Raw genomic sequence first — 23987 nt, 5'->3', positions numbered from 1 at the left:
TCACCCGGTCGCCGTCACGCCGTCGCGAGGACGGGCACGGGCGTGGTGGCCAGGGGCGTGTTCGCGAGGACGGAGGCGAGGATCTCGCCCGACCGCACCGCGACGTTGGACAGCAGCGACGACGTGATGCCGTGCGAGTGCTCGGTGCCACCCTGGAGGTAGATGCCGCCGCGCGCCGTCGACTGGAGGCGGTAGTCGCGGCCCACGACCAACCTGCCCGCCTCGTCCCGCGCGCAGGTGGCGTCGAGTCCGCCCAGTGCCGGCGCGGCCTCGTCGTACCCGGTCGCGAGCAGCACGAGGTCCGCGTCGAGAAGCTCCTGCTCGCCGGTCACGAGTGACTGGACCACGGCGCGGGCGCCGTCCGCCGACTCCTCGACGGCGACGAGCCGGGTCATGTTCATCATCCGCAGGCGTTCGACGCCCAGGACCTTCTCCCGGTACGCGGTGCGGTAGAGCTGCGCGATCAGGTCGACGTCGACGACCGAGTAGTTCGTGTTGCGGTGGTAGTCCATCAGCTGCCGCTTCACCGCGTCCGGCGCGTCGAAGTAGTGGTCGACGGCCTCCGGGTCGAAGATCCGGTTCGCGAACGAGCTGTCGTCGGCGGGGCTGTAGCCGTACCGGGAGAACACCGAGCAGACCTCCGCGCCGGGGAACTCGCGGTGCAGGTGCGCGACGGCCTCGGCGGCGCTCTGACCGGCGCCGACGACGACGCAGCGCTTCGGGTCGGTCAGCTCGCCGATGCGGTGCAGGAACTGGCTGTTGTGCCACACGCGGTCCGAGAGCGCGACACCTTCCGGCACGGTGGGCCGGAGTCCGGTCGCGAAGACGAGGTTGCGGGCGTGGTACACGTCACCAGTGGCCGTGGTCACCTCGAACAGGTCGTCCTGGACCGCTTCCACGCCAACGACTTCCGCGCCGTAGGACACCAGGTCGTCGACCTGGGCCGCGGCCCACTCGAAGTAGTCGTGGAACTCGGCGCGCAGCGGGAACAGGTTCTTGTGGTTGACGAAGTCGACGAGCCGGTCGCGGTCCTTCAGGTAGCAGAGGAAGGAGAACCGGCTGGCCGGGTTCCTCATCGTGACGAGGTCCTTGAGGAACGACACCTGCATGGTGGCGTCGTCGAGCAACATGCCCCGATGCCAGCCGAAGGTCTGCTGACGTTCCAGGAACACCGCGGTGACGGGCGTTTCGGCCTGCTCGTTGTGCTCGGTCAGAGCGATGGCGAGCGCCAGGTTCGAGGGACCGAACCCGATGCCGACGATGTCGAAGATCGGATGCATGACCCCGTAACTTAGGGAAGCCTAAGCTATCTCCGCAAGCCTTCAGTTAGGTTAGCCTGACCGTATCGCACCGGAGTGAAGGAGGACACCCCGATGAGGGTCGTCATGTTCGGGTTCCAGACCTGGGGTCATCGCACCCTGCAGGCACTTTTGGCGTCCGAGCACGAGGTCGTCCTGGTGGTCACCCATCCCAAGGGAGAAGGCGCCTACGAGAAGGTCTGGAGCGATTCGGTCGAGGAGCTGGCCAGGGAGAACGGCGTCGAGGTCGTCATCCGCGAACGCCCGGAGGACCAGGAGCTGCTCGACAAGCTCAAAGCGGCCGACCCGGACGTGATCGTCGCCTGCAACTGGCGGACGTGGATCCCGCCGCAGGTCTTCACCCTGCCCAAGCACGGCACGCTGAACGTGCACGACTCGCTCCTGCCGAAGTACGCGGGCTTCTCGCCGTTGATCTGGGCCCTGCTCAACGACGAGAAGGAAGTCGGCGTGACGGCCCACATGATGGACGACACGCTCGACGCGGGCGACATCGTCCTGCAGCGCTCGGTCCCGGTCGGCCCGCGCGACACCACCGCCGTCCTGTTCGAGAAGACGCTCGAGCTCTTCGGTCCGATCACCGTCGACGGCCTCGCCGAGATCGCCTCCGGCCGCACCGACTTCACCAAGCAGGACCGCTCGCAGGCGTCGTTCTTCCACAAGCGCGCCGAGGAGGACCTGCGCATCGACTTCACCTGGACGGCAGAGGAGCTCGACCGCCTGGTCCGCGCCCAGTGCGCGCCGTACCCGAGCGCGTTCTGCTTCCACCGCGGGCAGCGCCTGGAGATCATCGAGGCGGACGTCTCCGCCGAGGTCTACGGCGGAACCCCCGGCCGCATCTTCTACCGCGAGGGCGACGGGGTGGCGATCGTCGCGGGCGCGGAGGCCCGCCGGGGGCGGAGCAAGGCGTTGCTGGTCAAGAAGGTCCGCACCGCCGACGGCACGGAGCTCAAGGCGCACGAGTACTTCAAGCACATGGGCGGTTACCTGACGTCACGGCCGTGACCCCTACAGGCTGACTTCGCCGCGCTGATCACGGACCTGGGTGACCGGACCGTGATCAGCATGGTCGATCATGGGCGCATGAATCGCGCGGCGGTGACGTCACTGGTGGTCTTCGTCCTGCTCGTGGCACTCGGCTGGTATTTAACGGAGCTGCAGTCCGGCGAGGAGAGCTCGCAGCCGCCTGCCCCGTCCACCGGACCGGCCCCGGAGGTCTCGGCCGACCTCGCGGCGCTGCAGATCGCGCCGGAGGGCAAGATGACCGGCTACAGCCGCGACCGCTTCCCGCACTGGGCGTCGCAGGGGAACTCCTGCGACACCAGGGAGATCGTGCTGCAGCGCCAGGGCACCGACGTGAAGACGGACAAGGACTGCAAGGCGGTGTCGGGCACCTGGACCAGCCCGTACGACAACGTCGTGGTCAAGGACGCCGGCGAGATCGACATCGACCACACCGTCCCACTGGCCGAGGCGTGGCGGTCCGGCGCCGACAAGTGGACCGACGAGGAACGCAAGGCGTTCGCCAACGACCTCGGCGGCATCCAGCTCCTCGCCGTGACCGCGAAGACCAACCGCGGCAAGGGAGACCAGGACCCGGCGAAGTGGAAGCCGCCCGTCGAGACCTACTGGTGCACCTACGCCCAGCACTGGATCTCGGTGAAGGTCACCTACAAGCTCACCGCCGACCAGGCGGAGCACGACGCACTGGCCGCGCTGCTCAAGACCTGCTGACACCGGAAGGCGAACGCCGCCACCGGAAGGGAAGCGCCGCCGGGCATCACCGCTGAGCGCCTGTGCCGAAGCGGCACTTCGGCCTTCAGCGCTCAGCTTCGGCCACCGGCCCCGTGGTGCCTGCTCCTTGGCACCGGGCCCTTGACACCGGGCTCTTGGTGCTGAACTGCCGGTGCCGAACCCTGCTGCGCACTCCTCGGTACCGGACCGCCGGTGTCGAACCGCAGTACCGTCCACCTGTCGCCGACGACGCGGCCCGACCCCCCAGACGGGCCGCGTCCTCTGCTGTCCCCCGGCCCTGCACCCAGCCCGGACCTTCGTCGAACCCGGTTCCTCACCCAGCCCCGGCCTTCCGCCCAGCCGGTACCGGCCGAACCCGCCTCCACGGGCCCGGCCCACCCCACTGCGACAGCCGCGCCCCCGCACCGCCGCCAATCACCTGCCCGCTACCCGACCTGCTCCTGCCCCACCCGCACGTCCTCGAACAACCCCGACAGCTTCCAGTGCGTCACGTACCCCATCGCCTCCGCGGCGATCAGCACGTCGAGCTTCCCGAGGTTGGTCCGCGCGGGCATCTGGAAAGCCTTGCCGCGCCGCACGTCCAGCACCATCGGCGTGGCGCCCGGCAGCGTGTCCTCGATGGTGTGCTGCAGGATGCGCAGCCCGACGTTGGCCGCCTCCCTGGTGAGCGGCACCTCCTTGGTGTGCACGAGTACGGCGTAGGTCGAGCCGTCCTTCTTGCGCAGGCCCAGGTGTGGCCGGACCTTCAGCGTGAGCTCGCCGGCGCGGTAGGTGGCCCCCTCCACGGGGACGCCGGTCGCCTTGAACGACGCGAGCCACGGCAGGAAGCCGTCGGCGATCTCCTCGAACGCCCGCGGCTGGCCGGTGCGGTTGGCGCCCATGATCGCCTTCTTGAGCTCCAGCTCCGGTTCGGTCGAGCTGACCGCTCGTCGCATGGCGTCGCGGATCGGGTTGTAGAACCCGCAGACCCTGGTGTCGGAGGCGAGGTACATGCCCCGCTGCTCCGAAACGATGTTGATGCGTCCACGCTGACCGCTCATGACGTACTCGGTGAACGACAGTGCGGTGACGCTGACGTTGTTGTCCGGCAACGTTTTCTCCCCTCGTACCGCTCTCTGGTCCGACGTTATCGGAGGGGTCTGACAAAAACGGCGTTCCGCCGGACGGAGCAACGGTGACGGACTGCTGAACGTTCACTCGATCGGGTGATACAGAGAGTTGCGACCTGCGCCTCAATCTGTGGACGGACGGTGACGCAACGGCGACCGATCGCGGGATCGACCGTTCGTCTGCCGTTCGCCGACGCTCACGCAACGCTCACCGCACGACGTGCGGAAGTAACACTGCGTAGAAGATCAACTCAGCAGAATGGATGGCGGCCAGGAGGCGAGGACGGCGAAGGAGCACGATGACGGTCGAGGCGGAGCGTTCACTCGATAGCGCGGGTGACGTGGAGGTTCCGCAGCGGAGGCGGCCGATCGGGTGGCTGGTCCACCCCGGTCAGTGGCCGCACGCGGTGCAGACCACGGTGATCGTGGTGCTGATCGCCCTGCTGCTCTGGGCCATCGCGCTCACGCTCGGCCCCGACCAGGCGTTCATCGTCGGCTCCGCGGGCATCGCGGCCAAGCTCGTCTGCATGTACCTCGACACCCGCGTGCCGCGCTAGCGACCCGGTATCGCTCCGGCGGGACGGGGTTCAGCGCGCGTAGCGCTCCGCGGCGCGGGCCTTCGCCTTCGCCGCCTCGACCTCGCGGTCCTTCGGCGGAGCCGCGGTGACCAGCGAGTCCAGCAGTTCCTGGGTCGCCGCCGCCACGGCCGCGACCGCGCGGTCGAACGCGGCCTGGTTCGCCGCGGACGGCTTGGCCGCCCCGCTCACCTTCCGCACGTACTGCAGCGCCGCGGCCTGCACCTCGTCACTGGTGGCCGGCGGTTCGAAGTTGTGGAGCACCCGGATGTTTCGGCACATGCCCCCACTATGACGTCTTCGGCGGCGCCGCGCGGGTGTGCAGGCGTTCTCCCTGCTTCCCGAAGAGGCTGAGGATCTCGGCCGGTCTGCCGTCCGCGCTGCTCACGGAGTGCGGCTGGCGGCAGTCGAACTCCGCCACCTCGCCCGCGCGCAGGACGACCTCCTTGTCGCCCAGGCGCAGCCGGATGCGCCCGCTCAGCACGTAGAACCACTCGTAGCCCTCGTGCACCTGGGGTTCGTGCAGCGTGGCGTCGGTGATGACGAGCTTCCACGCCTGCAGCGGCCCGACCGAGCGGGTCAGCGGGATGCCGACGCGGCCGTGGGTCAGCTCGCGCGGCTTCATCGTCACCCGCGGGTCGCCCACCTCGGGCGCGCCGACCAGGTCGTCGAGCGACACCTGGTAGGTCCTCGACAACGGCAGCAGCAGCTCCAGTGTCGGCTTGCGCTGGTCGGTCTCCAGCCGGGACAGCGTCGACTTCGAGATGCCGGTCATCTCGGACAACGCCGCCAGCGTCAGGTCGTGCTCCGCCCGCAGCGCGGCGAGGCGTTGCCCCACGGTTGTTGCCATAACGGCAACTTACTTTGCCAAAACAGGACTGTCGACCGCAGCCTGGGAGCATGAACTACGAAGTCGTGATCATCGGTGGGGGAGCGGCCGGGCTGAGCGCCGCTCTGATGCTGACCAGGGCACGTCGCAGCGTGCTGGTGGTCGACGGTGGCGAGCCGCGCAACAAGCCGGCCGAGCACATGCACAACTACCTCTCCCGCGACGGGCTGTCGCCGCTGGAGCTGCTCGAGCACGGTCGCGCCGAGGTCGAGGGCTACGGCGGCGAGATCGTGAACGACGACGTCCGCGCGGTGAGCCGGGACGGTGACGGGTTCACCGTCGAGCTGGCCGGACGCACGGTGCGAGCCCAGCGCCTGCTGTTCGCGACCGGCATGGTCGACGAGGTGCCGGAGAACCTGCGCGACCGCTGGGGCCGCGACGTCTTCGGCTGCCCGTACTGCCACGGCTACGAGTTCCGCGACCAGAAGATCGTGGTGCACGGCGACGACATGAAGGTCGCCTTGCTCCGGCAGTGGTCGGACGACGTCACGCACGTCGAGTCCGTCGACGGCATCGAGGTCGAGGACGACCGGCTCGTCGCGGTGCTCTCCGGTTCGCGGCGCATCCCGGCGGACGCGCTCGTGTACTCGGCGGCGGTCAAGCCGCGCGACGAGCTGCTGCTCGCGCTGGGCGCCGAGACCGAGGAGGGCGTCGCCGGTCCGTTCGTGCGCACGGACGCCAAGGGGCGCACGAGCGTTCCCGGCGTCTACGCGGCCGGCAACGTCACCGACCCGACGGCCATCGTGATCGTCGCCGCCGCGCAGGGTGCCCAGGCCGCGGGCATGATCAACACGGATCTGCTGGGACTCGTCCCAGTGGCAGGCTGATCCGGAACACCGAGCCGCGGCCCAGCTCGCTCGTCACCGACACCGCGCCGCCGTGGGCCTCCGCCAGGTGCCGCGTGATCGCGAGCCCGAGGCCGCTGCCGCCCGTGCTGCGGCTGCGCGACTTGTCCGCGCGCCAGAACCGGTCGAACACGTGCGGCAGGTCGTCCGGCGCGATGCCGGTGCCGGTGTCGCGCACCTCCAGCACGGCGGTGTCGTTGTCCTGGAACAGCTTCACGACGACCTCGCCGCCGGGCGGGGTGTAGCGGACGGCGTTGGCGACGAGGTTGCCGAGCGCTTGGCGCAGCCGCACCGGATCGGCGGTGAGGTGGATCGGCGCGGTTTCCGCGCGCAGCAGGACCTCGCGGTTCTGCTGCGCGTTGACGACCTGCTCCACGACGTCGTCGAGCGCGATCGGCTCGGGGTGCAGCCGCAACGTGCCCGCGTCGGCCTGCGCCAGGTCGTGCAGGTCGTCCACGAGTCGTTGCAGCAGAAGGGACTCCTCCAGCAACATCCCGATCAGGTGCGGGTCGGGGTCCGCCAGCCCGTCCTGCGTGGCCTCCAGCCAGCCCGTGATGTTGCCGAGCGGTGTGCGCAGCTCGTGGGCGACGTCGCTGACCAGCGCCTGGCGTTGCCGTTCGGTCTCGGCGAGCTTGGCCGACATCGCGTTGAACGACCGGGCGAGCTCGCCGATCTCGCCCGCGCCGCCGTCCACGCGCGCCGTGCGGTCGCCCTCCGCCGTGCGTTTCGTGGCGGCGGTGAGCGCCCGGATCGGCCGCACGAGCTGCGTCGCGGTGACCCACGAGGCGAACCCGGCGAGCGCGAGGATTCCCAGTGCCACCAACGTGATCCGGGTGGCGCCGGTCGTCGACAGGTCGATCGCCACCGGTTCACCGCCGGTCGGCGAGGTGAGGAAGAGTTGCACCGGCGGCGCGACGAACGGCCGCAGCTGTTCGCGCCGGGCGCTGTCCATGCACCCCACCACGTCGGGCGGCGCGTTCCGGACCGTCGTGATCTCCCAGTCGAGGTCCGACGACCCCGGTGGCTGAGGCGAGAAGAGCAGCTCCGAGCCGATCCGCTCCAGGCACTCGGTGAACATCCGCCGCAGCTGCCCGTACGCGGCCTTCTCCGTCACGGTGATGGTGTAGAGCCACTCGCCGGCCCTGCACTGGTCGTCCCACACGGAGAGCTCGCCCGGTTTGAGGGTGGTGAGCCGCGGCCTGCCGTTGGGCGCCTCGTAGAGCCGGATGTGCGGGCTGCACTCGGTGAGCTGTGAGGCGTACTCGTGCAGCGTGCGGTACTCCTCGTCGGTGAGCTTGAACGGCCCGATGGCGCGCGGGTCGATCTTCCCGCCCACGTTCAGCGGGTCCACGACCGCTCTCGGGGTGACCGGCAGCGGCGGCGCGGTCCCGTTCCCGGTGTCGACGAGCTTCTTGCCGTCGCGGTCGACCAACGCGATGCGGCGCCCGTACCGCAGCCCGATCTCGTCCACCCGGGGCTTCGCCGCGGCCCAGCTGTCGTGCGTGGCCGCGTACCGCACCAGCTCGTCGACGATCTGCGCGTCCGTCTCGAGCGCCTCGCCCTGCTCCTGCCGGATCGTGCCGGTCGTCGCCTGGCTCGCGAGCCACGCCGTGACGGCGATCGAACCGGCCGCGATCACCAGTGAGAACAGGAAGAACCGGACGAGCAGGCTCTTCATGCGAGCTTGTAGCCGATGCCGTAGACGGTCAGCAGCCGCTCCGGGCGGCGCGGGTCCTTCTCGATCTTGCGTCGCAGCTTCATCATGTGCACGTCCACCGTCCGCGCGGTGATGAACCCGTCGTCCAGCAGCTGTTCTCGGGTGAACACCCGCTGCGGCTGCGCGGCCATCTTGGTGAGCAACCGGAACTCCGCGGGCGTGAGGTTCACCAGGTCGTCGCCGATGCGCACCTCGTGCCGGACCGGGTCCACGGTCAGGTCGCCCGCCTTGAGCACTGTGGCGCCGGTCTCGCGGGCCCGCCCGGTGCGGCGCAGGATCGTGCGGACCCGCGCGACCATCTGCCGCGGCCGGAACGGTTTGGTGATGTAGTCGTCCGCGCCGAGGTCGAACCCGAGCAGCACGTCGTCCTCGGTGGAGCGGGCGGTGAGCAGCACGATCGGCACGTCGGACTCGGCGCGGACCGCGCGCACCACGTCGATGCCGTCCACCAGCGGCATCATCACGTCCAGGACCAGCAGGTCGGGGTTGCGGCGCCGGGTCTCGTCGATGGCGGCCCGTCCGTCGTGGACGACCAGCACGGAGTGCCCGTCGTGCTCGAGGTAGCGGCGGACGAGCTCTGCCTGGTGGACGTTGTCCTCCGCGACGAGGATGTGGGCGCACACGGTTCGAAGTATGCAGGTCTTCACGGCAGCCAAGCGGAACGCAAACAGGTTCTTCATCAGTTCCGGCGAGCGTTGCCGTCATGAAGGTGCACCTGGTCCTGGCTGTGCTGGCGCTGACCGCGCTCCTGCTCACGACGACGCAACCGGCGGGGGAGACGGCACCCGTGGCCGCGCCGACCGTGACGACCACACCGCCGTCGCCGCCCTCGTCCAGCGCGCCCGTCCCGTCGTCGGAACCGCCTCCGCGCGTCTACGCGTCCAGCGCGGACCTGCCGGACGGCCCCGCGTTCCCGGAGACGGGCGCGGGCACGTTCCACGTCGTCCCCGGCGAAGGTCCGGTCGTGGGCACCGGCGGCCCGGTGCGCACCTACGCGATCGACGTGGAGGACGGCATCACCGTTGACGAGCAGGCGTTCGCGGCCTTCGTCGAGGCCACCCTCGCCGACCCTCGCGGCTGGACCGCCGGAGGCGCCCGCTCGGTACAGCGCGTCTCCGGGCCGGCCTCGGTCCGCGTCAGGCTGGCGTCCCAGCAGACCGCCCGTGCCGTGTGCGGCTTCGAGATCCCGGTCGACGTCTCGTGCAACAACGGCGGTTTCGTGACGCTGAACGGTGCCCGCTGGTTCCGCGGCGCCGTGGCGTTCCTGCCCGACCTGACCTCGTACCGGCACTACGTCGTCAACCACGAGGTGGGCCACGCGTTCGGTCAGGGGCACCAGCCGTGCGGCGTGGCGGGCGGGCCCGCGCCGGTGATGATGCAGCAGACGTTCAGCGTGTCGAACGACGAGATCGTCCAGATCACCGGCGGAATCCCGCAGGGCGCCGTCATTCCGCGCGACGGCAAGGTGTGCACGCCCAACGGCTGGCCTCACCCGTGAGGTTCAGTCCTGACAGGACTAGGCGCTCACCGCGCACTTGGTGCGGCACTCGCTCGGGCTGACGCCGTGGACGCGCTTGAACGCGGCGCTGAACCCGAACGCGTCCGCGTACCCGACCCGTCGTGCCACCGCGGCCACCGTCGTCGGCGACTCGGCCAGCAGGTCGGCCGCCAGGGCCATCCGCCACTCGGTGAGGTACGTCAGCGGCGGCGTCCCGACGAGCCTGCAGAACCGGCTCGCGAGAGTCGTCCGCGCCACCCCGGCCACACCGGCGAGCAACGGAAGCGTCCAGGAACGGGCCGGGTCGTCGTGCATCGCCCGCAGCACCGGCCCCACGACCTCGTCGGCCAGTGCGGCCATCCACCCCTCGGGGTGGTGCCGGTCGAACCACTCGCGCAGCGCGCAGACCATCATCCAGTCCAGCAACCGGTCCGCGACCACGCCGGGCTTGCCGGTCTCCAGGGTGTCGAGAAACCCCTCGCATCCGTCGGTGCCCGGCGTCACCAGCGCGTCCGGCAGCACGTCGGTCAACCGGCGCGCCACCGCGCCCATCACGTCGTACGTCCCGCTGATCACCGTGGCGTGCCCCGTGACGGTGACGGAGTCCTTGACCACCAGGAGGTCGCCGCCCCGCGCGACGTCGTCACCGACCCCGATCGCGCCCCTGACCACCGCGTAGAGGGTGAGTCCTGACGCGGCCCGCGTCCCGGACACCTCGATCCGGTGCAGGCCGGCGCCGTCCGCGCGCACTCCGCGCAGCAGTTCGTCGAACGGGTCCATGTCTCCAACATACTGGCGGACGATCAGACAGCAGCTCCGAACTCTCACCCATGTCCCCGGCTGCACGCCCGCGGTGAACTGGGTTCATGACACACGACATCCTCGTCCTGGGCGCCACCGGCAAGACCGGCCGCCGCGTCGTCGGCGCCCTGGCGAAGGCAGGCGCGAGCGTGCGCGCCGCGTCCCGTTCCGGTGCGGTCCGCTTCGACTGGTCAGACCCCTCGACCTGGCAGCCCGCCCTGACCGGCGCGACCGGCGCGTACGTCATCGCCCCGCACGACCCCCGCGCCATCGCCCCGTTCGTCGAGCAGGCGGAAGCCGCCGGCCTGTCCCACCTCGTCCTGCTGTCCGGCAAGGGCCTCGACGACATCCCCGGCGACATCTTCACGAGCATGCACGCGGCCGAAGCGGCCGTCCGCGCCTCCTCGCTGCCGTGGACCGTCCTGCGCGCCAACAACTTCGCCCAGAACTTCTCCGAGGAGCTGTGGCAGCCCGGCATCCGTGAGGGCGTCCTGGCACTGCCGGTCGACGACACCCCGGAGCCGTTCGTGGACGTCCACGACATCGCCGAGGTCGCCGCCCTGGTCCTGACCTCCGGCGACGCCCACGCCGGCCAGACCTACAACCTCACCGGCCCCGAGGCGCTCACGTTCGACGAGGCGGTGGAGAAGATCTCGAAGGCGCTGGGCCGCCCCGTCGAGCTGGTCAGGCCCAGCCCGGACGAGTACCGCGAGATCCTGCTGGGCGCCGGGCTCCCCGAACCGGTCGTCACCGAGCTGAACGGCATGTACGACGCCATGCGCAAGGGCCTGCTCGCCACGCCGACCGACGACGTCAGCCGCCTGCTGGGCCGCCCGACGACCAGCTTCGACACCTACGTGGCGGGAGCCCTAGACGCCTGGCGCTGACCGCCGCGGCAACAGCAGGTGCACGGCGAACCCCGCCGCCGTGGCCAGCACGGCCTGGTAGACGACCGACAGCTGGTACGACGACGCCACCAGGAAGACCGCGTCCAGCCCGGTCGTCCACCAGCCGGCCAGCTCGCCGAGCCCCACCACGTGCCAGCCGGCGAACCCGGCGCACCACCCGGCCACCACCCAGGCGCCCCGCCCGCCCCGCCGCGTGAACAGCCAGGCCGACACACCGGCCACGAGGTTGAACGCCAGCGCCATCCCGGTCAGCGTCGCGTCGGCGTTCCAGACCAGGCTCGCCAGCGTCTGCACGACCAGCACGGCGACCACGAGAACGGTGCCGAATCGAGTCTTGTCCACGCGCGGCAGGGTAACCAGCGCCGCCGATGGCCTGCTCGTCAGTCCAGGTCGCGCAACCGCGCGTAGACCTCGGCGGCACGCGGCGCGCCCAGGTCCGTGAAGATCGTCAGCGCACCGGTCCAGCACGTCCTGGCCGTGCCGGTCTCGCCCGCCGCCCGCCACACCTCGCCGAGATCGTCCAAAGTGGCCGCTTCGCCGTAGCGGTCCCCGATCTCGCGGCGGATGCCGAGCGACTCGGTCAGGAAGCGGACGGCCTCGCCGGTGCCGGTGAGCTGTTCGCAGACCAGCCCGAGCACCGCCAGCGTCTCCGCCTCGCCGTACCGGTAGCCGATCGCGTGCCGGATGGTGAGCGCCTGGCGGAGGTGGTCGTGCGCCTCCTGGGACCGCCCGAGCTCGTGGCACGTGCGCCCGAGGCAGTGCAACGTCTGCGCCTCACCCCACTCGTCACCGAGCCGCCGGAACACCGCCAGCCCGTCGGTGAGGCACCGCAGCGCCTCGGTGAACAGCGACTGCTCGTGGTGCGCGGTGCCGAGGCTGACCAGCGCCTGCGCCTCGCCCCAGTCGTCGCCGATCTCGCGCCGGATGGCGAGCGCGGTCCGCAGGTAGGTCATCGCCTCCTCGAACCGCCGCAGGTCGCGGTGGGCGATGCCGAGCCCGGCCAGCAGCGACGCCTCGCTGAACCGGTCACCACACCGCCGCGCCGCCGCGAGCCCCGCCTGGTACATCGCGACCCAGTCGGCCCACGGTTTGCGCAGCGTGAAGAAAGCCCACAGCGCCAACGGAAGCCGACACGCGATCTCGGGCAGATCCGCGTCCACCGCGGCATGGACGGCCGACACCAGGTTCGTGCGCTCAGTCTCACACCACTCCAACGCATCGCCGTGCGCGCGAAACGCCACAACACTTTCCGTGTTCACAGGAGACCGATATGGAACGCGCCGACGTCGCGGCGTGAGCACACGATCCGCGGAGTCGGCACACGCGAGGTACCAGCCGAGCAGACTTCTCACTGCCTTCTCGCGCTGCTCCTGCGTTTCCTCCTCGTCCATGCGCTCCTTGGCGTATACGCGCAGCAGATCATGAAACCGATAGCGTTCGTGCCCGATCTCCATGAGCAGATAGCCATCCGTGAGCGCACCGAGCCACCGCCGCACACTCCCGATCGGCTCACCCGTCACCACCGCGGTCGCCGCAGCGCTGAAGGTCGGCCCGGGATGCAACGCGAGCATCCGGAACACCCGCGCCGTCTCCGGCGCCAACGCCCGGTAGGACCAGGAAAAGACGGCCCGGATCGCGGACATCTCGTCCCCGTCGGTCTCCAGCACGTCCAGCCGGTCCGTCTCGGAAGCCAACTGGCCCAGCAGGTCACCCAGCCGCCGATGCGGATGAGCCGCGACCCGCTCACCCGCGATGCGCAAGGCCAACGGCAAGTGCCCGCACCGATCGGCCAGCTCCCCGATCGCGCCGGGATCCTCGTCCGTGCGGTCCGTCCCGATGACCTCCCGCAGCAACGCGGCCGAGTCGGCGGGCGGCAACATGTCCAGCGTGATCCGATAAGCGCTGTTGCGAGCCACCAGCCCCGGCAGACTGCTGCGGCTGGTCACGAGCAACAGACATTCGGGCGTGCTGGGCAGCACCGCCCTCACGTCGTCCGGACGCGTGACGTTGTCGAGCAGGATCAACATCCGCCGGCCCACGAGCAACGAACGGAACAACGCCGCCTTGGCCTCAACCCCGCGCGGCACCTTCTCCCCGGGAACATCAAGCGCCAGCAGAAACGCCGACAACGCGTCATCCGCAGTCAAAGCAGGCCCAGGCGAGTACCCGTGCAAGTCGAAGTACAGGTCCCCGTCGGGAAACCGCGCCCGTTCCCGCCACGCCCAGTGCACCGCCAGCGCCGTCTTCCCCACTCCCGGCGACCCGGCGACGATGCCGATCGGCGCCGAACCGGCCCGGCGAGCAGCGAGCCCGTCGAGCTTCGCGAGCTCCGCCTCCCGCCCCACGAAACTCGGGATCGTGCCCGGCAACTGGTGCGGCGTGAGCGGAGACACCCCACGCCCACCGTGCAGGTGCACGTCACCCCGGACCACACCGACCTGCACGACGTTCCCGGCGCTCCCCGCGACCTCGTTGCGCGTGCCCCCGGCGGACTGTTCCACCCCGCCATCGTGGCCACCCCGGCCGGGGCGATCGACCGCCAAGCGGCTCGATCGCACGTCCGTTCGACGCAACCTCTAGCGCGTGCGTTGAGCGACTGGCTGAGAAGCACTGGAGCCGACCTCCGAAGAGACCGGCTCCAGTGCTGTTACCAGCGCGTTTGTGCCCCTGGCAGGATTCGAACCTGCGACCTCGGGATTAGAAGTCCCTCGCTCTCTCCACTGAGCTACAGAGGCTGGAGGGGTCCGAAGACAGCCACGGATCGTGGCCGCCGGTGCCCCCACCGGACACATCGTCCGAAGTCGATCGACCGTTTCCGTCCTGCGTCCAAATGGGTGACGAAAACGGTCTAAACGTGACGAGGATCACTTCATGGACGCTGTCGAGGCTCTCTCCACGAGGGAAACGGCGAGTCTCGTCGGCTTCGGCGGTCTACCGCCGGCCAGTAGTTTCAGGGCCAGTTCGCCGGCTCGGCGGCCCTTGTCGGCCAGGGGTTGACGCACCGTAGTCAGTGGTGGGTCGCTGTACGCCGCTTCGGGGACGTCGTCGAAGCCGACGACCGAGAGGTCTCCCGGGACGGTCAGGCCGAGGTCGCGGGCCGCCTGGAGGGCGCCGAACGCCAGTTGGTCCGACGTGCACAGCAGTGCGCTCGGGCGCGGCGTGCGGGTGAGCAACCACCGCGCGCCGAGACGTCCGAGTTCGCGATCGCTGCCGCGGGCCTCCCACACGGGAACATTGTCCGGTTTCACCCCGGCTTTTTCCAAAGTGTCGAGGTAGCCGCCCAGGCGGTCGCGGCTGACGCGGAACGGCACGTCCGAACGGCGGTCCGGTGAGGCCGGGCCCGATGCGCCGTCCGGGTGCAGGGCGAACGACAGCACGCCGAAGCGGGTGTGGCCGAGGCGCAGCAGGTGGTCGGCGGCGAGGCAGGTGCCGGTGTAGTCCTGCACCTCGACTCGTGCCGAGCCGGGCAGGACGGGCTGGTCGATCACCACCAGCGGCAGGCCGCGGGCGGCCACTGCCTCCAGTGCGGGTGCCGAGTCGGGCAGGGAGTAGGCCACCATCACGTCGGCCTGGGCGCGCGTCACGATCGACGGGCGGGGGCCGCCGGTCGCGTCGCCCGGCATGAGGACCAGGCTGTGGTCGTGGCCGTCGACGGTCGAGGCCAGGCCGTCGAGCACGATCGAGAGCGCCGGGTCCGAGAACGCGCCGGACAGGCCCTCGGGGAGCATGAAGCCCACGGCCGCGGACGACCGGGTGGCCAGGGAGCGGGCCACCGGGTCCGGGCCGGTGTAACCGAGCGACTGGGCCGTCTCGAGGATGCGTTCGCGCAGCGACGCCGACAGCTGGTCCGGCCGGTTGTACGCGTTCGACACGGTCGCTCTGGAGACCCCGACGGCTGCGGCGACGGTGTCCAGCGTCGGCCTGCGTCGGCGATCGGAGTCCACGGTCAGCATCGTATTCGAGGGCACCGACAGCGCGGGCTGGCGCGACTGAAGCGCTTCAGTCATCCTGGGGGCATGTCTCCGCGACTGGCGACGTTCGTCGTCTTCCTGTTGAACGGCGGTGTCTTCGGCACCTGGGCCTCGCGCGTGCCCGCGCTCGCCGACCAGGTCGGCGCCGAGGTGGGGGCTCTCGGGCTCGCGTTGCTGGGTGCGAGCATCGGTCTGGCGGTCACGGCGCCGCTGGCGGCACGGCTCTGCGCGCTCCACGGGTCGCGCGGGGTGCTGATCGGCAGCAGTCTGCTGAGTCCATTGATGCTGCCCGTGCTCGCGCTCTCACAGTCGACGTTGCAACTGGGGCTGACGCTGGTGGCGCTGGGTGCGTCGGTCGCGGCGATGGACGTGTCGATGAACATGGCCGCTGTCGTCGTCGTACGTGACCTGCGGCGGCCGTTGATGCCGCAGTTCCACGCGGGGTTCAGCGTCGGCGGACTCATCGGGTCGTTGGGCAGCGCCGCCGCCGCGCAGGCGCAGTGGACTCCCATGCGGCACTTCGTGCTGGTGGCGCTGGTCGGCGTGCTCGTCGTGGCGTTCATCGTGAAGGCGATCCCCGGAGGTGTGGGGGAGCGTCACAGGGAAGAGGCGACCGAACGGGCCAGCGTCCTCAAGAGCCCGGTTCTCTGGCTGTTGGCGAGCGTCGCGCTGTGCAGCGCCATCGCCGAGGGGGCGGCGGCGGACTGGTCCGCGTTGTTCATGGTGCGTGAGCGGGGCATGGGTGACGCGGCCGGCGCGTACGCCTATGCGGGTTTCTCCGTCGCGATGGCGCTCGCACGCTGGTTCGGCGAGCCGATCCAGCGCAGGCTCGGCCCGCACCGGCTGCTCGCGGCGGGTGGTGGCCTCGCCGCGACGGGGCTGGGGCTCGTCGCCGCGGTGCCGTTCCCCGCCGCGGGGTACGCCGGGTTCGGGCTGGCCGGGCTCGGGCTCGCGTTCTCGTTCCCCGTCGTGATGGACCTCGCTGGCGAGACCGGCAGACGCGCCGACGGCACCGGTGGCGAGCGTGAGCTGGGCCTGGTGACGACGATCGCCTACACGGGGTTCCTCGCGGGCCCGCCGGTCGTGGGCGGGCTCGCGCACGTCAGCTCGCTCGTGCTGTCGCTCGGGTTCGTGGCGCTGGTCACCGCCCTGATCATCCCGGCGACCTGGCTGGCCAGGCGTGCTGCTAGGCGGCCGGCATCCGTTTGAGCGCCTCCACGCTGAGCGGCTGCAGGGACGCCTGCGCTCGCGCCTCGGGGATGTCGCCACCCATGCCGATGGCGACCATCAACGACTCCGTGCGCGTCACGGCGATGGTGGCCGTGCACACCATCTCGGTCTCCTGCTTGCCGCAGCTGAGCCACGTGGAGTGCTTGGAGGTGACGATCTCACGGCCCTTGGACTGGATCCTCCGCGACTCGTCCAGCGACCGGTACGGGACCACCACCAGCACGTACGCGTTCTCCTTCATCGTGAACAGGCACGAGTTCGGGATCTCGACACGCGGAGCGGGCACGAACAGGAGCGACCCGAGCGGCTTCAGGTCCGCTTCCGTCAGGAGCTTGCACGCGTCGACACCGGCTGTCTTGCGCGGCGTCTCGATGGACAGCGGCGGAGGCGGGGCGGCGACAGGCGCGCCCTGGATGCGATAGGAGCAGCCCGACACCGCTAGAAGGACGAGCAGCAAGGAGAGAGAACGTCTCACACGGCGAAACCCTAAAGGGTCGTAGGCTCCATGACGTGCCAATCGAACGCTCCACCAGAACGGGTTTGGTGCCCCTCGTCGTCATCGGCTTCGCTGTGGCGGCTCTAGTCGCCGTGGCGTTCAGCGCGCTTTCGGGCAATCCACCGGCAGGACTGCTGGTCGTGCGCGTGCTGACCGAGACGGGCGCGGTGGTGACCATCGGCTCGTTGCTGCTGGCGGCGTTCCTCGTGCCACCGCAGAAGTCCGGCACTCTCGCAGCCGACGGCTACGCCGCGATGCGCACCGCCGGGTGGTTCGCGCTGGTGTGGCTCGTGGGCGCACTGCTGTCTGTGCCTTTCAACACAGCGGCGGCGATCGACCGTCCGGTGAGCTCGTTCAGCCTCAACCAGATGCTGGCGACGGCGATGCTCCTGGAGCAGTCGAAGGCGTGGATGCTGACGGCGATCCTCGTGGCGTTGATCGCGGTGGCGTGCCGTCTGGTGCTCACGTGGGGATGGACGACCGTCCTGCTGTTCCTGTCCATCTTCGCGTTGGTCCCCGTCGCCGTCACGGGCCACTCGTCGTCCGGCGGCTCGCACGACATGGCGACGAACAGCCTGCTGTTCCACCTCGTCGCCGCGGTCCTGTGGGTCGGCGGGCTCATCGCACTGCTCGCGCACGGCAGGCGAGGCGGCGCGCACCTGTCGCTCGCCACCACGCGGTTCTCCAAGCTGGCGCTGGTCTGCTGGATCGTCATGGCCCTCTCCGGCGTGGTCAACGCGCTGGTGCGGATCACCCCTGCCGACCTCGTCACGTCGACCTACGGCTGGCTGACGCTCGGCAAGCTCGCCTGCCTGGTGCTGCTCGGCGTGTTCGGCTACTTCCAGCGCGAACGCGGGGTCAAGGGCGTTCTCGACGGCAAGCCGCACGCGCTGGTCAAGCTCGCCGGCGTCGAAGTGCTGCTGATGATGTTCACGATCGGGCTCGCCGTGGCGCTGGCCCGCACGCCTCCGCCGGGCGGCGACCTCGAGCTGCCCAGCCGCGTGGAGATCGCGATCGGCTACGACCTCGAAGGACCGCCCACGGTCGCGGGCATCCTGTTCGACTGGCGGTTCGACCTGATCTTCGGCACGGCGGCGCTGGCGCTCGGCCTGCTGTACGTGCTGGGTGTACGTCGGCTCGTGAAACGCGGCGACAAGTGGCCGGTCGGCCGCACCGCGGCGTGGCTGTGCGGCTGCTTCACGCTGCTGTTCGCGACGTCGTCCGGCATGGGCCGCTACTCGCCCGCGATGTTCAGCATCCACATGGAGGCGCACATGGTGCTCTCCATGCTGACGCCGATCCTGCTCGTCCTGGGTGGACCGGTGACGCTGGCGCTGCGCGCACTTCCGGTGAGCAAGGAGGTCCCGGGCCCGCGTGAATGGATTCTCGCGTTCGTGCACTCACCGGTCGCGCGTCTGCTGACGAACCCGTTCGTGGCGCTGGCGCTGTTCGTCGGGTCGTTCTACGCGCTGTACTTCTCGGGGCTGTTCGAGGCCGCGCTGCCGTACCACTGGGCACACCTGCTGATGAACGCCCACTTCATCCTCGCCGGCTACGTCTTCTACTGGCCGGTGATCGGCGTGGACCCGTCGCCGAACAAGCTGCCACCGCTCGGCCGGCTCGGCCTGCTGTTCGCGTCGATCCCGTTCCACGCGTTCTTCGGCGTCGTGCTGATGAGCTCCGCGACCGTCATCGGCGAGCAGTTCTACCGCGGCCTGGCGCTGCCGTGGTCGCAGAACCTGCTGGAGGACCAGCGGCTCGGCGGCGGCATCGCGTGGGCCGCGGGCGAGATCCCGCTGCTGGTGGTCATGGTCGCCCTGCTCGCGCAGTGGGCGCGGCAGGACTCCCGTGAGGCCAAGCGGATCGACCGCAAGGCCGACGCCGATGGCGACGCCGACCTCGAGGCGTACAACGCGATGCTCCGCAAGATGGCGGGCAAGGACTAGAACGACAGCGGCCTGCGGAACCCGCGGACCGCGAAGAACGCGCCGATCGCCGCGATCACGCCGCTCGTGACCAGTGCGCCGACCACCCCGGTGACGGGGTTGCCGAGCGCGAGGCTGCGGGCGGCGTCGACGGCGTAGGTCAGCGGGTTGACCTTCGCGATGGCCTGCAGCCAGCCCGGCAGGCCGGTGACCGGCACGAACGCGCTGGACGCGAACATCAGCGGGAACATCGCCAGGAAGCCGACGGTCTGCATCAGCTCCGCCTTGCGCACCCACGCGGCGATCGCGATGAACACCCAGCTCAGTGCCCAGCCCACGACCAGGGCGAGACCGAGCGCGGCCATCGTGCCGACCAGGCCGCCGTCGGGCCGGAACCCGAACACCAGCAGGCCGAACGCGATCATCAGCACGAGCTGGAACGCGGTGCGCACGGCGTCGGACAGGTTGCGCGCCAGCAGCACCGTGCTCGGGCGGATGGGCAGCGAGCGGAACCGTGCGAGCACGCCGTTCGACATGTCCTGCACGAGTCCGATGCCGGACGAGAGCGAGGACTGCATCGCGGTGTTCACGAGGATCGCGGGCAGCAGGAAGTTGATGTAGCTCATGCCCGGCGGGAAGTTCGCCGTGGAGGTGATGCTGCCGAAGATCTGGCTGAACAACGTCAGCATGATCAACGGTTGCAGCACGCTGAAGAACACGAGTGCGGGCGTGCGCAGCAACGCGCGCAGAGAACGGCCGGTCAGCACCAGAACCTGTGTCGGGTAGCTGCTGCCGTGCCAGGTCAAGGTCGCCATGATTTCCCCCTAGTTCGCGGCGAGAGTGAGGTAGACGTCGTCGAGAGTGGGCTCTTTGAGGCCGATCTCGTGCGCCTCCAAGCCGTTGTCGTCCAGCGCGCGCACGACCGTCGCCAAGTCGCGTGACGCGTTGACGGGAGTGGTGAGCGTGAGACCGTCCGCGACGGGGTGGAGCCCGACGCCGTTGATCGCCCTGAGTGCGGCGTCCACTTCGGACGCCGAGTCGAGCGTCACGGTCACCGTGCGCTGGCCGACCTGCGCCTTGAGCTCCGCCGAGGTGCCGGACGCGACGACCTTGCCGTGCGACAGCACGGTGATCGAGTCGGCGAGCCGGTCGGCCTCATCGAGGTACTGCGTCGTGAGCAGGACGGTCGTGCCGTCCGCGACGAGCTTCTCGACGATCTCCCACATCGCGAGGCGGCTGGCCGGGTCGAGGCCGGTGGTCGGCTCGTCCAGGAACAGCACCTCGGGGTTGCCGACCAGCGAGGCGGCCAGGTCGAGGCGCCGCCGCATGCCGCCGGAGTAGGTCTTGGCGTTGCGCTTGGCCGCCTCGGTGAGGTCGAACTGCTCCAGCAGGTCGTTCGCGCGCCGGTGGGCCTGCGCGCGGCCGGCCCCGAGCAGGCGGGCGATCAGCACGAGGTTGTCGTGGCCGCTCAGCTGCTCGTCGACGGCGGCGAACTGGCCGGTGAGGCCGATGCGGCTGCGCACGTCGTGGCTCTGCCGCACGACGTCGAACCCCGCCACCTTCGCGCTGCCACCGGTCGGCGGCAGCATCGTGGTGAGGATGTTGACGAGCGTGGTCTTGCCGGCGCCGTTGTGGCCGAGGAGCCCGAGCACGGACCCCTTCCGCGCGGTGACGCTCACGCCGTCGAGCGCCACGACGTCGCCGAACTTCTTGTCGACGTCCGTCGCTTCGATCATGAGCTCGGTCATCTGGTCCCCCCTGAGGTGAGTGCGCCGTGCAGGAAGAGCTCGACGAGCTGCTCCGGTTCGACGGTGGTCTCGCCGAAACCCTTGCCCTGCAGGCGGTTGGTGAAGACGAAGCCCAGGAGCAGCCGGGCGGCGTGCTCGGGGCTCGTGCGCAGCTCCGCGTCGCCGAACAGCTCGGCGACCGCGGTGGAGACGCGCTGCATGCCAGCCTGGGGACCGCGGTGCTTCTCGTGGTCCTCCTGGCTTGGCTTGTACCCGGACTCGCGCAGCGCGCCCATGACGCTCCACATGCGGTCGAGGTACCCGGTCACCGTGCTGGCCGCCTCGACGAGCCGTTGTTCGAGGGGCAGGTCCGCGGGCACGGCCTTGATGCGGGCCACCTCCTCGTCGGAGAGCAGCACGCGGTCGATGCACGCGTTGAGGAGTTCCGCCTTGTCCTTGAAGACGCGGAACACCGTGCCTTCCGCGATCCCGGCGGCGGCGGCGATCTGGCTGGTGGTGACGTTCGCGCCGTCCTTCACGACGAGCGGCAGCGTCGCCTGGACGATCGCCTCGCGGCGGTCTTCCGGGCTCATCGCGGGGGCGCGGCGGCGGCGTGGTTCCTCTGACACGCTCCCACTGTATGAGTGAGTACTCACTCATGTCAATGAGTGGGCACTCACTCACTTGCTTGGCGCTTAGCACACGGGTCTGACAATTTCGCCTCTCAGGGGCGCTCAAGATCGCGACCTGTCCACAACCCGCGAGTTGTCCACAGATTCGCCTCGGCGTCGTCCCGGGCGGCTGCTGGAACGGCAACCTGGACCGGCAACCCCGCAACCTGGAGGCGAACCGATGTCCTGGAATTCCACGGTGGTCACCGTCGTTGGTCTGGTGGCGAGCGAGATCTCGTTCCGGCACGGCGAGGACGGCAAGAGCAACGCGTACTTCCGCCTCCACTCGACGGAGCGCCGGTACAACACGGCGGCCGGCGACTGGGAGGACGGCGAGACCCTGTGGCTCGGCGTCTCGTGCTGGCGCAAGCTCGCGGACAGCGTGAACACGACGCTGTCGAAAGGCGATCCCGTGATCGTCCAGGGCAAGCTGCGGATGAGGCACGTCGAGAAGGACGACGTGAAGCGGACGACGTTGACCCTGGACGCGCTGCACGTCGGACTGGATCTCAGCCGGGTGCAGTCACTCGGGTCGCCTCCCGTCGTTGAACCCGGGGCCGGGGAGGATCTCGTGGCGCACACCGCGCCGTTCTGAGCTCCCGCCGCCGGGTTTGCGCCGTTCGGAGGCAAGCACAGGCGGGATCCCGGGAACCCACCCGGTCCGGGGGTGCCGCCGGAGAAGATGAGAGCACCGCGAAGCACGAAGGAGGGAAGCTCGTAGGTCGGAGCAGGGGAGACCGTACGCCGAGAATCGTTCACGTTCGAACGGAACGAGCAGGTCACCGAGCCGTGTGACCCTCGATCCGGGCGTGGACGCCCGCTACTCGGCAACCGAGGTCAAGACCCTTCGGGCACCGCTCTACGATCGCCGCCATGGCCGAGTTCATCTACACCATGAAAAAGGTGCGCAAGGCGCACGGTGACAAGGTCATCCTCGATGACGTCACGATCATGTTCTACCCCGGCGCGAAGATCGGTGTGGTCGGTCCCAACGGCGCCGGCAAGTCGAGCGTGCTCAAGATCATGGCGGGGTTGGACACGCCCAACAACGGCGAGGCGTACCTGTCTCCCGGTTACACCGTGGGCATCCTGCAGCAGGAGCCGCCGCTCAACGAGGAGAAGACCGTCCTCGGCAACGTCCAGGAGGGCCTGGGCGAGATCAAGGTGAAGCTCGACCGCTTCAACGAGATCGCCGAGCTGATGGCGACCGACTACTCCGACGAGCTGATGGAGGAGATGGGCAAGCTCCAGGAGGAGCTCGACCACGCCGACGCGTGGGACCTCGACTCCCAGCTGGAGCAGGCGATGGACGCCCTGCGCTGCCCGCCGCCGGACGCCGATGTCACCAAGCTCTCCGGTGGTGAGCGCCGCCGCGTCGCGCTGTGCAAGCTGCTGCTGAGCAAGCCCGACCTGCTGCTGCTCGACGAGCCCACCAACCACCTGGACGCGGAGAGCGTCCTGTGGCTGGAGCAGCACCTCGCGCAGTACACCGGCGCCGTGCTCGCCGTCACCCACGACCGGTACTTCCTGGACAACCTGGCCGAGTGGATCCTCGAGATCGACCGCGGCCGGACCCACCCCTACGAGGGCAACTACTCCACCTACCTGGAGAAGAAGGCCGAGCGGCTCGCGGTCCAGGGCAAGAAGGACCAGAAGCTGCAGAAGCGCCTCAAGGACGAGCTCGACTGGGTCCGCTCCGGCGCCAAGGCCCGCCAGGCGAAGTCCAAGGCGCGTCTCGACCGCTACGAGGAGATGGCGGCCGAGGCGGAGAAGACCCGCAAGCTCGACTTCGAGGAGATCCAGATCCCGCCGGGCCCGCGTCTGGGCAGCGTCGTGGTCGAGGTCGACAAGCTGAAGAAGGGCTTCGGCGACCGGGTCCTGATCAACGACCTGTCGTTCACGTTGCCGCGCAACGGCATCGTCGGCGTCATCGGCCCGAACGGCGTCGGCAAGACGACGCTGTTCAAGACCATCGTCGGTCTGGAGCAGCCGGACGCGGGCAGCGTGAAGGTCGGTGAGACGGTCCTGCTGTCCTACGTCGACCAGAACCGCGGCGGCATCGACCCGAAGAAGAACGTGTGGGAGGTCGTGTCCGGCGGGCTCGACTACATCCACGTCGGCAACGTCGAGATGCCGTCCCGCGCGTACGTCAGCGCGTTCGGCTTCAAGGGCCCGGACCAGCAGAAGCCCGCGGGCGTGCTGTCGGGTGGTGAGCGCAACCGGCTGAACCTCGCGCTCACGCTCAAGCTCGGCGGCAACCTGATCCTGCTGGACGAGCCGACGAACGACCTGGACGTCGAGACCCTGGGCTCGCTGGAGAACGCTCTCGAGCAGTTCCCCGGCTGCGCCGTCGTGATCTCCCACGACCGGTGGTTCCTCGACCGCGTCGCCACGCACATCCTCGCGTGGGAGGGCACGGACGAGGACCCGTCGAAGTGGTACTGGTTCGAGGGCAACTTCGAGGGCTACGAGAAGAACAAGCTCGAGCGCCTGGGTGCCGACGCCGCGAGGCCGCACCGTGTCACGTACCGCAAGCTGACACGGGACTGAGAGG

General features: G+C 69.7%; 24 protein-coding genes and 1 tRNA gene. 10 read left to right on the top strand and 15 right to left on the bottom strand.

From position 1 onward, the window contains the following. Positions 1–14: 14 nt before the first annotated feature. The gene (locus BLT23_RS15270) at positions 15–1280 is read right to left on the bottom strand and encodes a lysine N(6)-hydroxylase/L-ornithine N(5)-oxygenase family protein (protein WP_090049713.1); all 1266 of its coding nucleotides are present in this window, start codon (positions 1278–1280) and stop codon (positions 15–17) included. A gap of 93 nt (positions 1281–1373) precedes the next feature. Between BLT23_RS15270 and BLT23_RS15265 the strand changes: the two genes are divergently transcribed. Continuing rightward, entirely contained in the window at positions 1374–2321 is a 948-nt protein-coding gene (locus BLT23_RS15265) for a methionyl-tRNA formyltransferase (protein WP_090049711.1), read from the top strand. Positions 2322–2399: 78 nt separating this feature from the next. Beyond that, positions 2400–3050 (top strand): HNH endonuclease family protein, encoded by a 651-nt coding sequence (locus BLT23_RS15260; protein WP_090049709.1) that lies wholly within the window; start codon positions 2400–2402, stop codon positions 3048–3050. A 446-nt stretch (positions 3051–3496) separates the two neighbouring features. Here BLT23_RS15260 and BLT23_RS15255 read toward each other — a convergent pair whose 3' ends face one another. Next, a complete protein-coding gene (locus BLT23_RS15255; RefSeq protein ID WP_245743969.1) occupies positions 3497–4162 on the bottom strand; it encodes a hypothetical protein in 666 nt (221 codons plus the stop codon). Positions 4163–4479: 317 nt separating this feature from the next. Here BLT23_RS15255 and BLT23_RS15250 point away from each other — a divergent pair, with 317 nt between their 5' ends. Beyond that, positions 4480–4737 (top strand): hypothetical protein, encoded by a 258-nt coding sequence (locus BLT23_RS15250; RefSeq protein WP_090049708.1) that lies wholly within the window; start codon positions 4480–4482, stop codon positions 4735–4737. Between the two features lie 30 nt (positions 4738–4767). On the opposite strand, the gene BLT23_RS15245 is transcribed toward BLT23_RS15250, so the two are convergent. Together BLT23_RS15245 and BLT23_RS15240 are read right to left on the bottom strand one after the other, a co-directional pair. Beyond that, complete coding sequence (locus BLT23_RS15245; RefSeq protein WP_090049706.1) at positions 4768–5037, bottom strand: DUF2277 domain-containing protein; 270 nt, start codon at positions 5035–5037, stop codon at positions 4768–4770. A gap of 7 nt (positions 5038–5044) precedes the next feature. After that, positions 5045–5605 (bottom strand): helix-turn-helix domain-containing protein, encoded by a 561-nt coding sequence (locus BLT23_RS15240; protein ID WP_090049705.1) that lies wholly within the window; start codon positions 5603–5605, stop codon positions 5045–5047. 50 nt (positions 5606–5655) lie between these two features. Between BLT23_RS15240 and BLT23_RS15235 the strand changes: the two genes are divergently transcribed. Then, positions 5656–6471 (top strand): NAD(P)/FAD-dependent oxidoreductase, encoded by an 816-nt coding sequence (locus tag BLT23_RS15235; protein ID WP_090049704.1) that lies wholly within the window; start codon positions 5656–5658, stop codon positions 6469–6471. On the opposite strand, the gene BLT23_RS15230 is transcribed toward BLT23_RS15235, so the two are convergent. Further along, complete coding sequence (locus BLT23_RS15230) at positions 6431–8167, bottom strand: sensor histidine kinase (protein WP_090049702.1); 1737 nt, start codon at positions 8165–8167, stop codon at positions 6431–6433. The two genes, BLT23_RS15235 and BLT23_RS15230, sit on opposite strands and share 41 nt — an antisense overlap. After that, the gene (locus tag BLT23_RS15225; protein WP_090049701.1) at positions 8164–8829 is read right to left on the bottom strand and encodes a response regulator transcription factor; all 666 of its coding nucleotides are present in this window, start codon (positions 8827–8829) and stop codon (positions 8164–8166) included. The genes BLT23_RS15230 and BLT23_RS15225 overlap by 4 nt, the downstream gene beginning before the upstream one ends. An 80-nt stretch (positions 8830–8909) precedes the next feature. Here BLT23_RS15225 and BLT23_RS15220 point away from each other — a divergent pair, with 80 nt between their 5' ends. Further along, the gene (locus BLT23_RS15220) at positions 8910–9704 is read left to right on the top strand and encodes a DUF3152 domain-containing protein (RefSeq protein WP_090049699.1); all 795 of its coding nucleotides are present in this window, start codon (positions 8910–8912) and stop codon (positions 9702–9704) included. Between the two features lie 18 nt (positions 9705–9722). Here the strand turns inward: BLT23_RS15220 and BLT23_RS15215 are convergent, their stop codons facing one another. After that, on the bottom strand, positions 9723–10484 hold the full coding sequence (locus BLT23_RS15215) for an AraC family transcriptional regulator (protein ID WP_090049697.1): 762 nt from the start codon (positions 10482–10484) through the stop codon (positions 9723–9725). An 86-nt stretch (positions 10485–10570) separates the two neighbouring features. On the opposite strand from BLT23_RS15215, the gene BLT23_RS15210 reads away from it, so the two are divergent. After that, positions 10571–11392, top strand: coding sequence for an NmrA family NAD(P)-binding protein (locus tag BLT23_RS15210; protein ID WP_090049696.1), 822 nt, complete (start codon positions 10571–10573; stop codon positions 11390–11392). On the opposite strand, the gene BLT23_RS15205 is transcribed toward BLT23_RS15210, so the two are convergent. The 4 genes from BLT23_RS15205 to BLT23_RS15190 form a co-directional block, all read right to left on the bottom strand. Then, the gene (locus BLT23_RS15205) at positions 11375–11755 is read right to left on the bottom strand and encodes a hypothetical protein (protein WP_090049694.1); all 381 of its coding nucleotides are present in this window, start codon (positions 11753–11755) and stop codon (positions 11375–11377) included. The two genes, BLT23_RS15210 and BLT23_RS15205, sit on opposite strands and share 18 nt — an antisense overlap. A 38-nt stretch (positions 11756–11793) precedes the next feature. After that, positions 11794–13914, bottom strand: coding sequence for an ATP-binding protein (locus BLT23_RS15200; protein WP_090049692.1), 2121 nt, complete (start codon positions 13912–13914; stop codon positions 11794–11796). 161 nt (positions 13915–14075) lie between these two features. Then, positions 14076–14148 (bottom strand) — tRNA-Arg (locus BLT23_RS15195). Between the two features lie 129 nt (positions 14149–14277). Next, positions 14278–15366 carry a LacI family DNA-binding transcriptional regulator gene (locus tag BLT23_RS15190; RefSeq protein WP_176946762.1) on the bottom strand — a complete coding sequence of 363 codons (1089 nt, stop codon included), beginning with the start codon at positions 15364–15366 and terminating at the stop codon, positions 14278–14280. A 63-nt stretch (positions 15367–15429) separates the two neighbouring features. On the opposite strand from BLT23_RS15190, the gene BLT23_RS15185 reads away from it, so the two are divergent. Then, positions 15430–16593, top strand: a complete 1164-nt coding sequence (locus tag BLT23_RS15185; RefSeq protein ID WP_090049691.1) for an MFS transporter — start codon at positions 15430–15432, stop codon at positions 16591–16593. Here the strand turns inward: BLT23_RS15185 and BLT23_RS15180 are convergent. Then, positions 16571–17089, bottom strand: a complete 519-nt coding sequence (locus BLT23_RS15180) for a hypothetical protein (RefSeq protein ID WP_143035943.1) — start codon at positions 17087–17089, stop codon at positions 16571–16573. The genes BLT23_RS15185 and BLT23_RS15180 overlap by 23 nt on opposite strands. 35 nt (positions 17090–17124) lie before the next feature. Between BLT23_RS15180 and BLT23_RS15175 the strand changes: the two genes are divergently transcribed. Continuing rightward, on the top strand, positions 17125–19056 hold the full coding sequence (locus tag BLT23_RS15175) for a bifunctional copper resistance protein CopD/cytochrome c oxidase assembly protein (protein WP_090049687.1): 1932 nt from the start codon (positions 17125–17127) through the stop codon (positions 19054–19056). Here BLT23_RS15175 and BLT23_RS15170 read toward each other — a convergent pair. From BLT23_RS15170 to BLT23_RS15160, 3 genes are read right to left on the bottom strand one after another with little or no spacing between them, the layout of a single operon-like run. Beyond that, entirely contained in the window at positions 19053–19850 is a 798-nt protein-coding gene (locus BLT23_RS15170; RefSeq protein WP_090049685.1) for an ABC transporter permease, read from the bottom strand. The two genes, BLT23_RS15175 and BLT23_RS15170, sit on opposite strands and share 4 nt — an antisense overlap. Positions 19851–19859: 9 nt before the next feature. Then, the gene (locus tag BLT23_RS15165; RefSeq protein ID WP_090049684.1) at positions 19860–20783 is read right to left on the bottom strand and encodes an ATP-binding cassette domain-containing protein; all 924 of its coding nucleotides are present in this window, start codon (positions 20781–20783) and stop codon (positions 19860–19862) included. Beyond that, complete coding sequence (locus BLT23_RS15160; RefSeq protein ID WP_090049682.1) at positions 20780–21391, bottom strand: TetR/AcrR family transcriptional regulator; 612 nt, start codon at positions 21389–21391, stop codon at positions 20780–20782. The genes BLT23_RS15165 and BLT23_RS15160 overlap by 4 nt, the downstream gene beginning before the upstream one ends. A gap of 241 nt (positions 21392–21632) precedes the next feature. Here BLT23_RS15160 and BLT23_RS15155 point away from each other — a divergent pair, with 241 nt between their 5' ends. Together BLT23_RS15155 and ettA are read left to right on the top strand one after the other, a co-directional pair. Then, positions 21633–22028 (top strand): single-stranded DNA-binding protein, encoded by a 396-nt coding sequence (locus tag BLT23_RS15155; RefSeq protein WP_176946761.1) that lies wholly within the window; start codon positions 21633–21635, stop codon positions 22026–22028. A gap of 278 nt (positions 22029–22306) precedes the next feature. Continuing rightward, complete coding sequence (gene ettA / locus BLT23_RS15150; RefSeq protein WP_090049679.1) at positions 22307–23983, top strand: energy-dependent translational throttle protein EttA; 1677 nt, start codon at positions 22307–22309, stop codon at positions 23981–23983. Positions 23984–23987 lie beyond the last annotated feature (4 nt).

Origin of the sequence: Lentzea fradiae (assembly GCF_900100955.1) — a bacterium.
GTDB lineage: Bacteria > Actinomycetota > Actinomycetes > Mycobacteriales > Pseudonocardiaceae > Lentzea > Lentzea fradiae.
Note: the sequence above shows the minus strand (reverse complement) of the source record. Positions and strands in the feature narration are given on the sequence as shown.

Bases quoted from the DNA above. Each gene is read 5' to 3' on its own strand.
- BLT23_RS15250 (WP_090049708.1), top strand. From the start codon at position 4,480: ATGACGGTCGAGGCGGAGCGTTCACTCGATAGCGCGGGTGACGTGGAG.
- BLT23_RS15230 (WP_090049702.1), bottom strand. From the start codon at position 8,167: ATGAAGAGCCTGCTCGTCCGGTTCTTCCTGTTCTCACTGGTGATCGCG.
- ettA (WP_090049679.1), top strand. From the start codon at position 22,307: ATGGCCGAGTTCATCTACACCATGAAAAAGGTGCGCAAGGCGCACGGT.
- BLT23_RS15220 (WP_090049699.1), top strand. From the start codon at position 8,910: ATGAAGGTGCACCTGGTCCTGGCTGTGCTGGCGCTGACCGCGCTCCTG.
- BLT23_RS15235 (WP_090049704.1), top strand. From the start codon at position 5,656: ATGAACTACGAAGTCGTGATCATCGGTGGGGGAGCGGCCGGGCTGAGC.
- BLT23_RS15260 (WP_090049709.1), top strand. From the start codon at position 2,400: ATGAATCGCGCGGCGGTGACGTCACTGGTGGTCTTCGTCCTGCTCGTG.
- BLT23_RS15210 (WP_090049696.1), top strand. From the start codon at position 10,571: ATGACACACGACATCCTCGTCCTGGGCGCCACCGGCAAGACCGGCCGC.
- BLT23_RS15185 (WP_090049691.1), top strand. From the start codon at position 15,430: ATGTCTCCGCGACTGGCGACGTTCGTCGTCTTCCTGTTGAACGGCGGT.
- BLT23_RS15245 (WP_090049706.1), bottom strand. From the start codon at position 5,037: ATGTGCCGAAACATCCGGGTGCTCCACAACTTCGAACCGCCGGCCACC.
- BLT23_RS15165 (WP_090049684.1), bottom strand. From the start codon at position 20,783: ATGACCGAGCTCATGATCGAAGCGACGGACGTCGACAAGAAGTTCGGC.
- BLT23_RS15190 (WP_176946762.1), bottom strand. From the start codon at position 15,366: ATGCTGACCGTGGACTCCGATCGCCGACGCAGGCCGACGCTGGACACC.
- BLT23_RS15270 (WP_090049713.1), bottom strand. From the start codon at position 1,280: ATGCATCCGATCTTCGACATCGTCGGCATCGGGTTCGGTCCCTCGAAC.
- BLT23_RS15265 (WP_090049711.1), top strand. From the start codon at position 1,374: ATGAGGGTCGTCATGTTCGGGTTCCAGACCTGGGGTCATCGCACCCTG.
- BLT23_RS15215 (WP_090049697.1), bottom strand. From the start codon at position 10,484: ATGGACCCGTTCGACGAACTGCTGCGCGGAGTGCGCGCGGACGGCGCC.
- BLT23_RS15240 (WP_090049705.1), bottom strand. From the start codon at position 5,605: ATGGCAACAACCGTGGGGCAACGCCTCGCCGCGCTGCGGGCGGAGCAC.
- BLT23_RS15170 (WP_090049685.1), bottom strand. From the start codon at position 19,850: ATGGCGACCTTGACCTGGCACGGCAGCAGCTACCCGACACAGGTTCTG.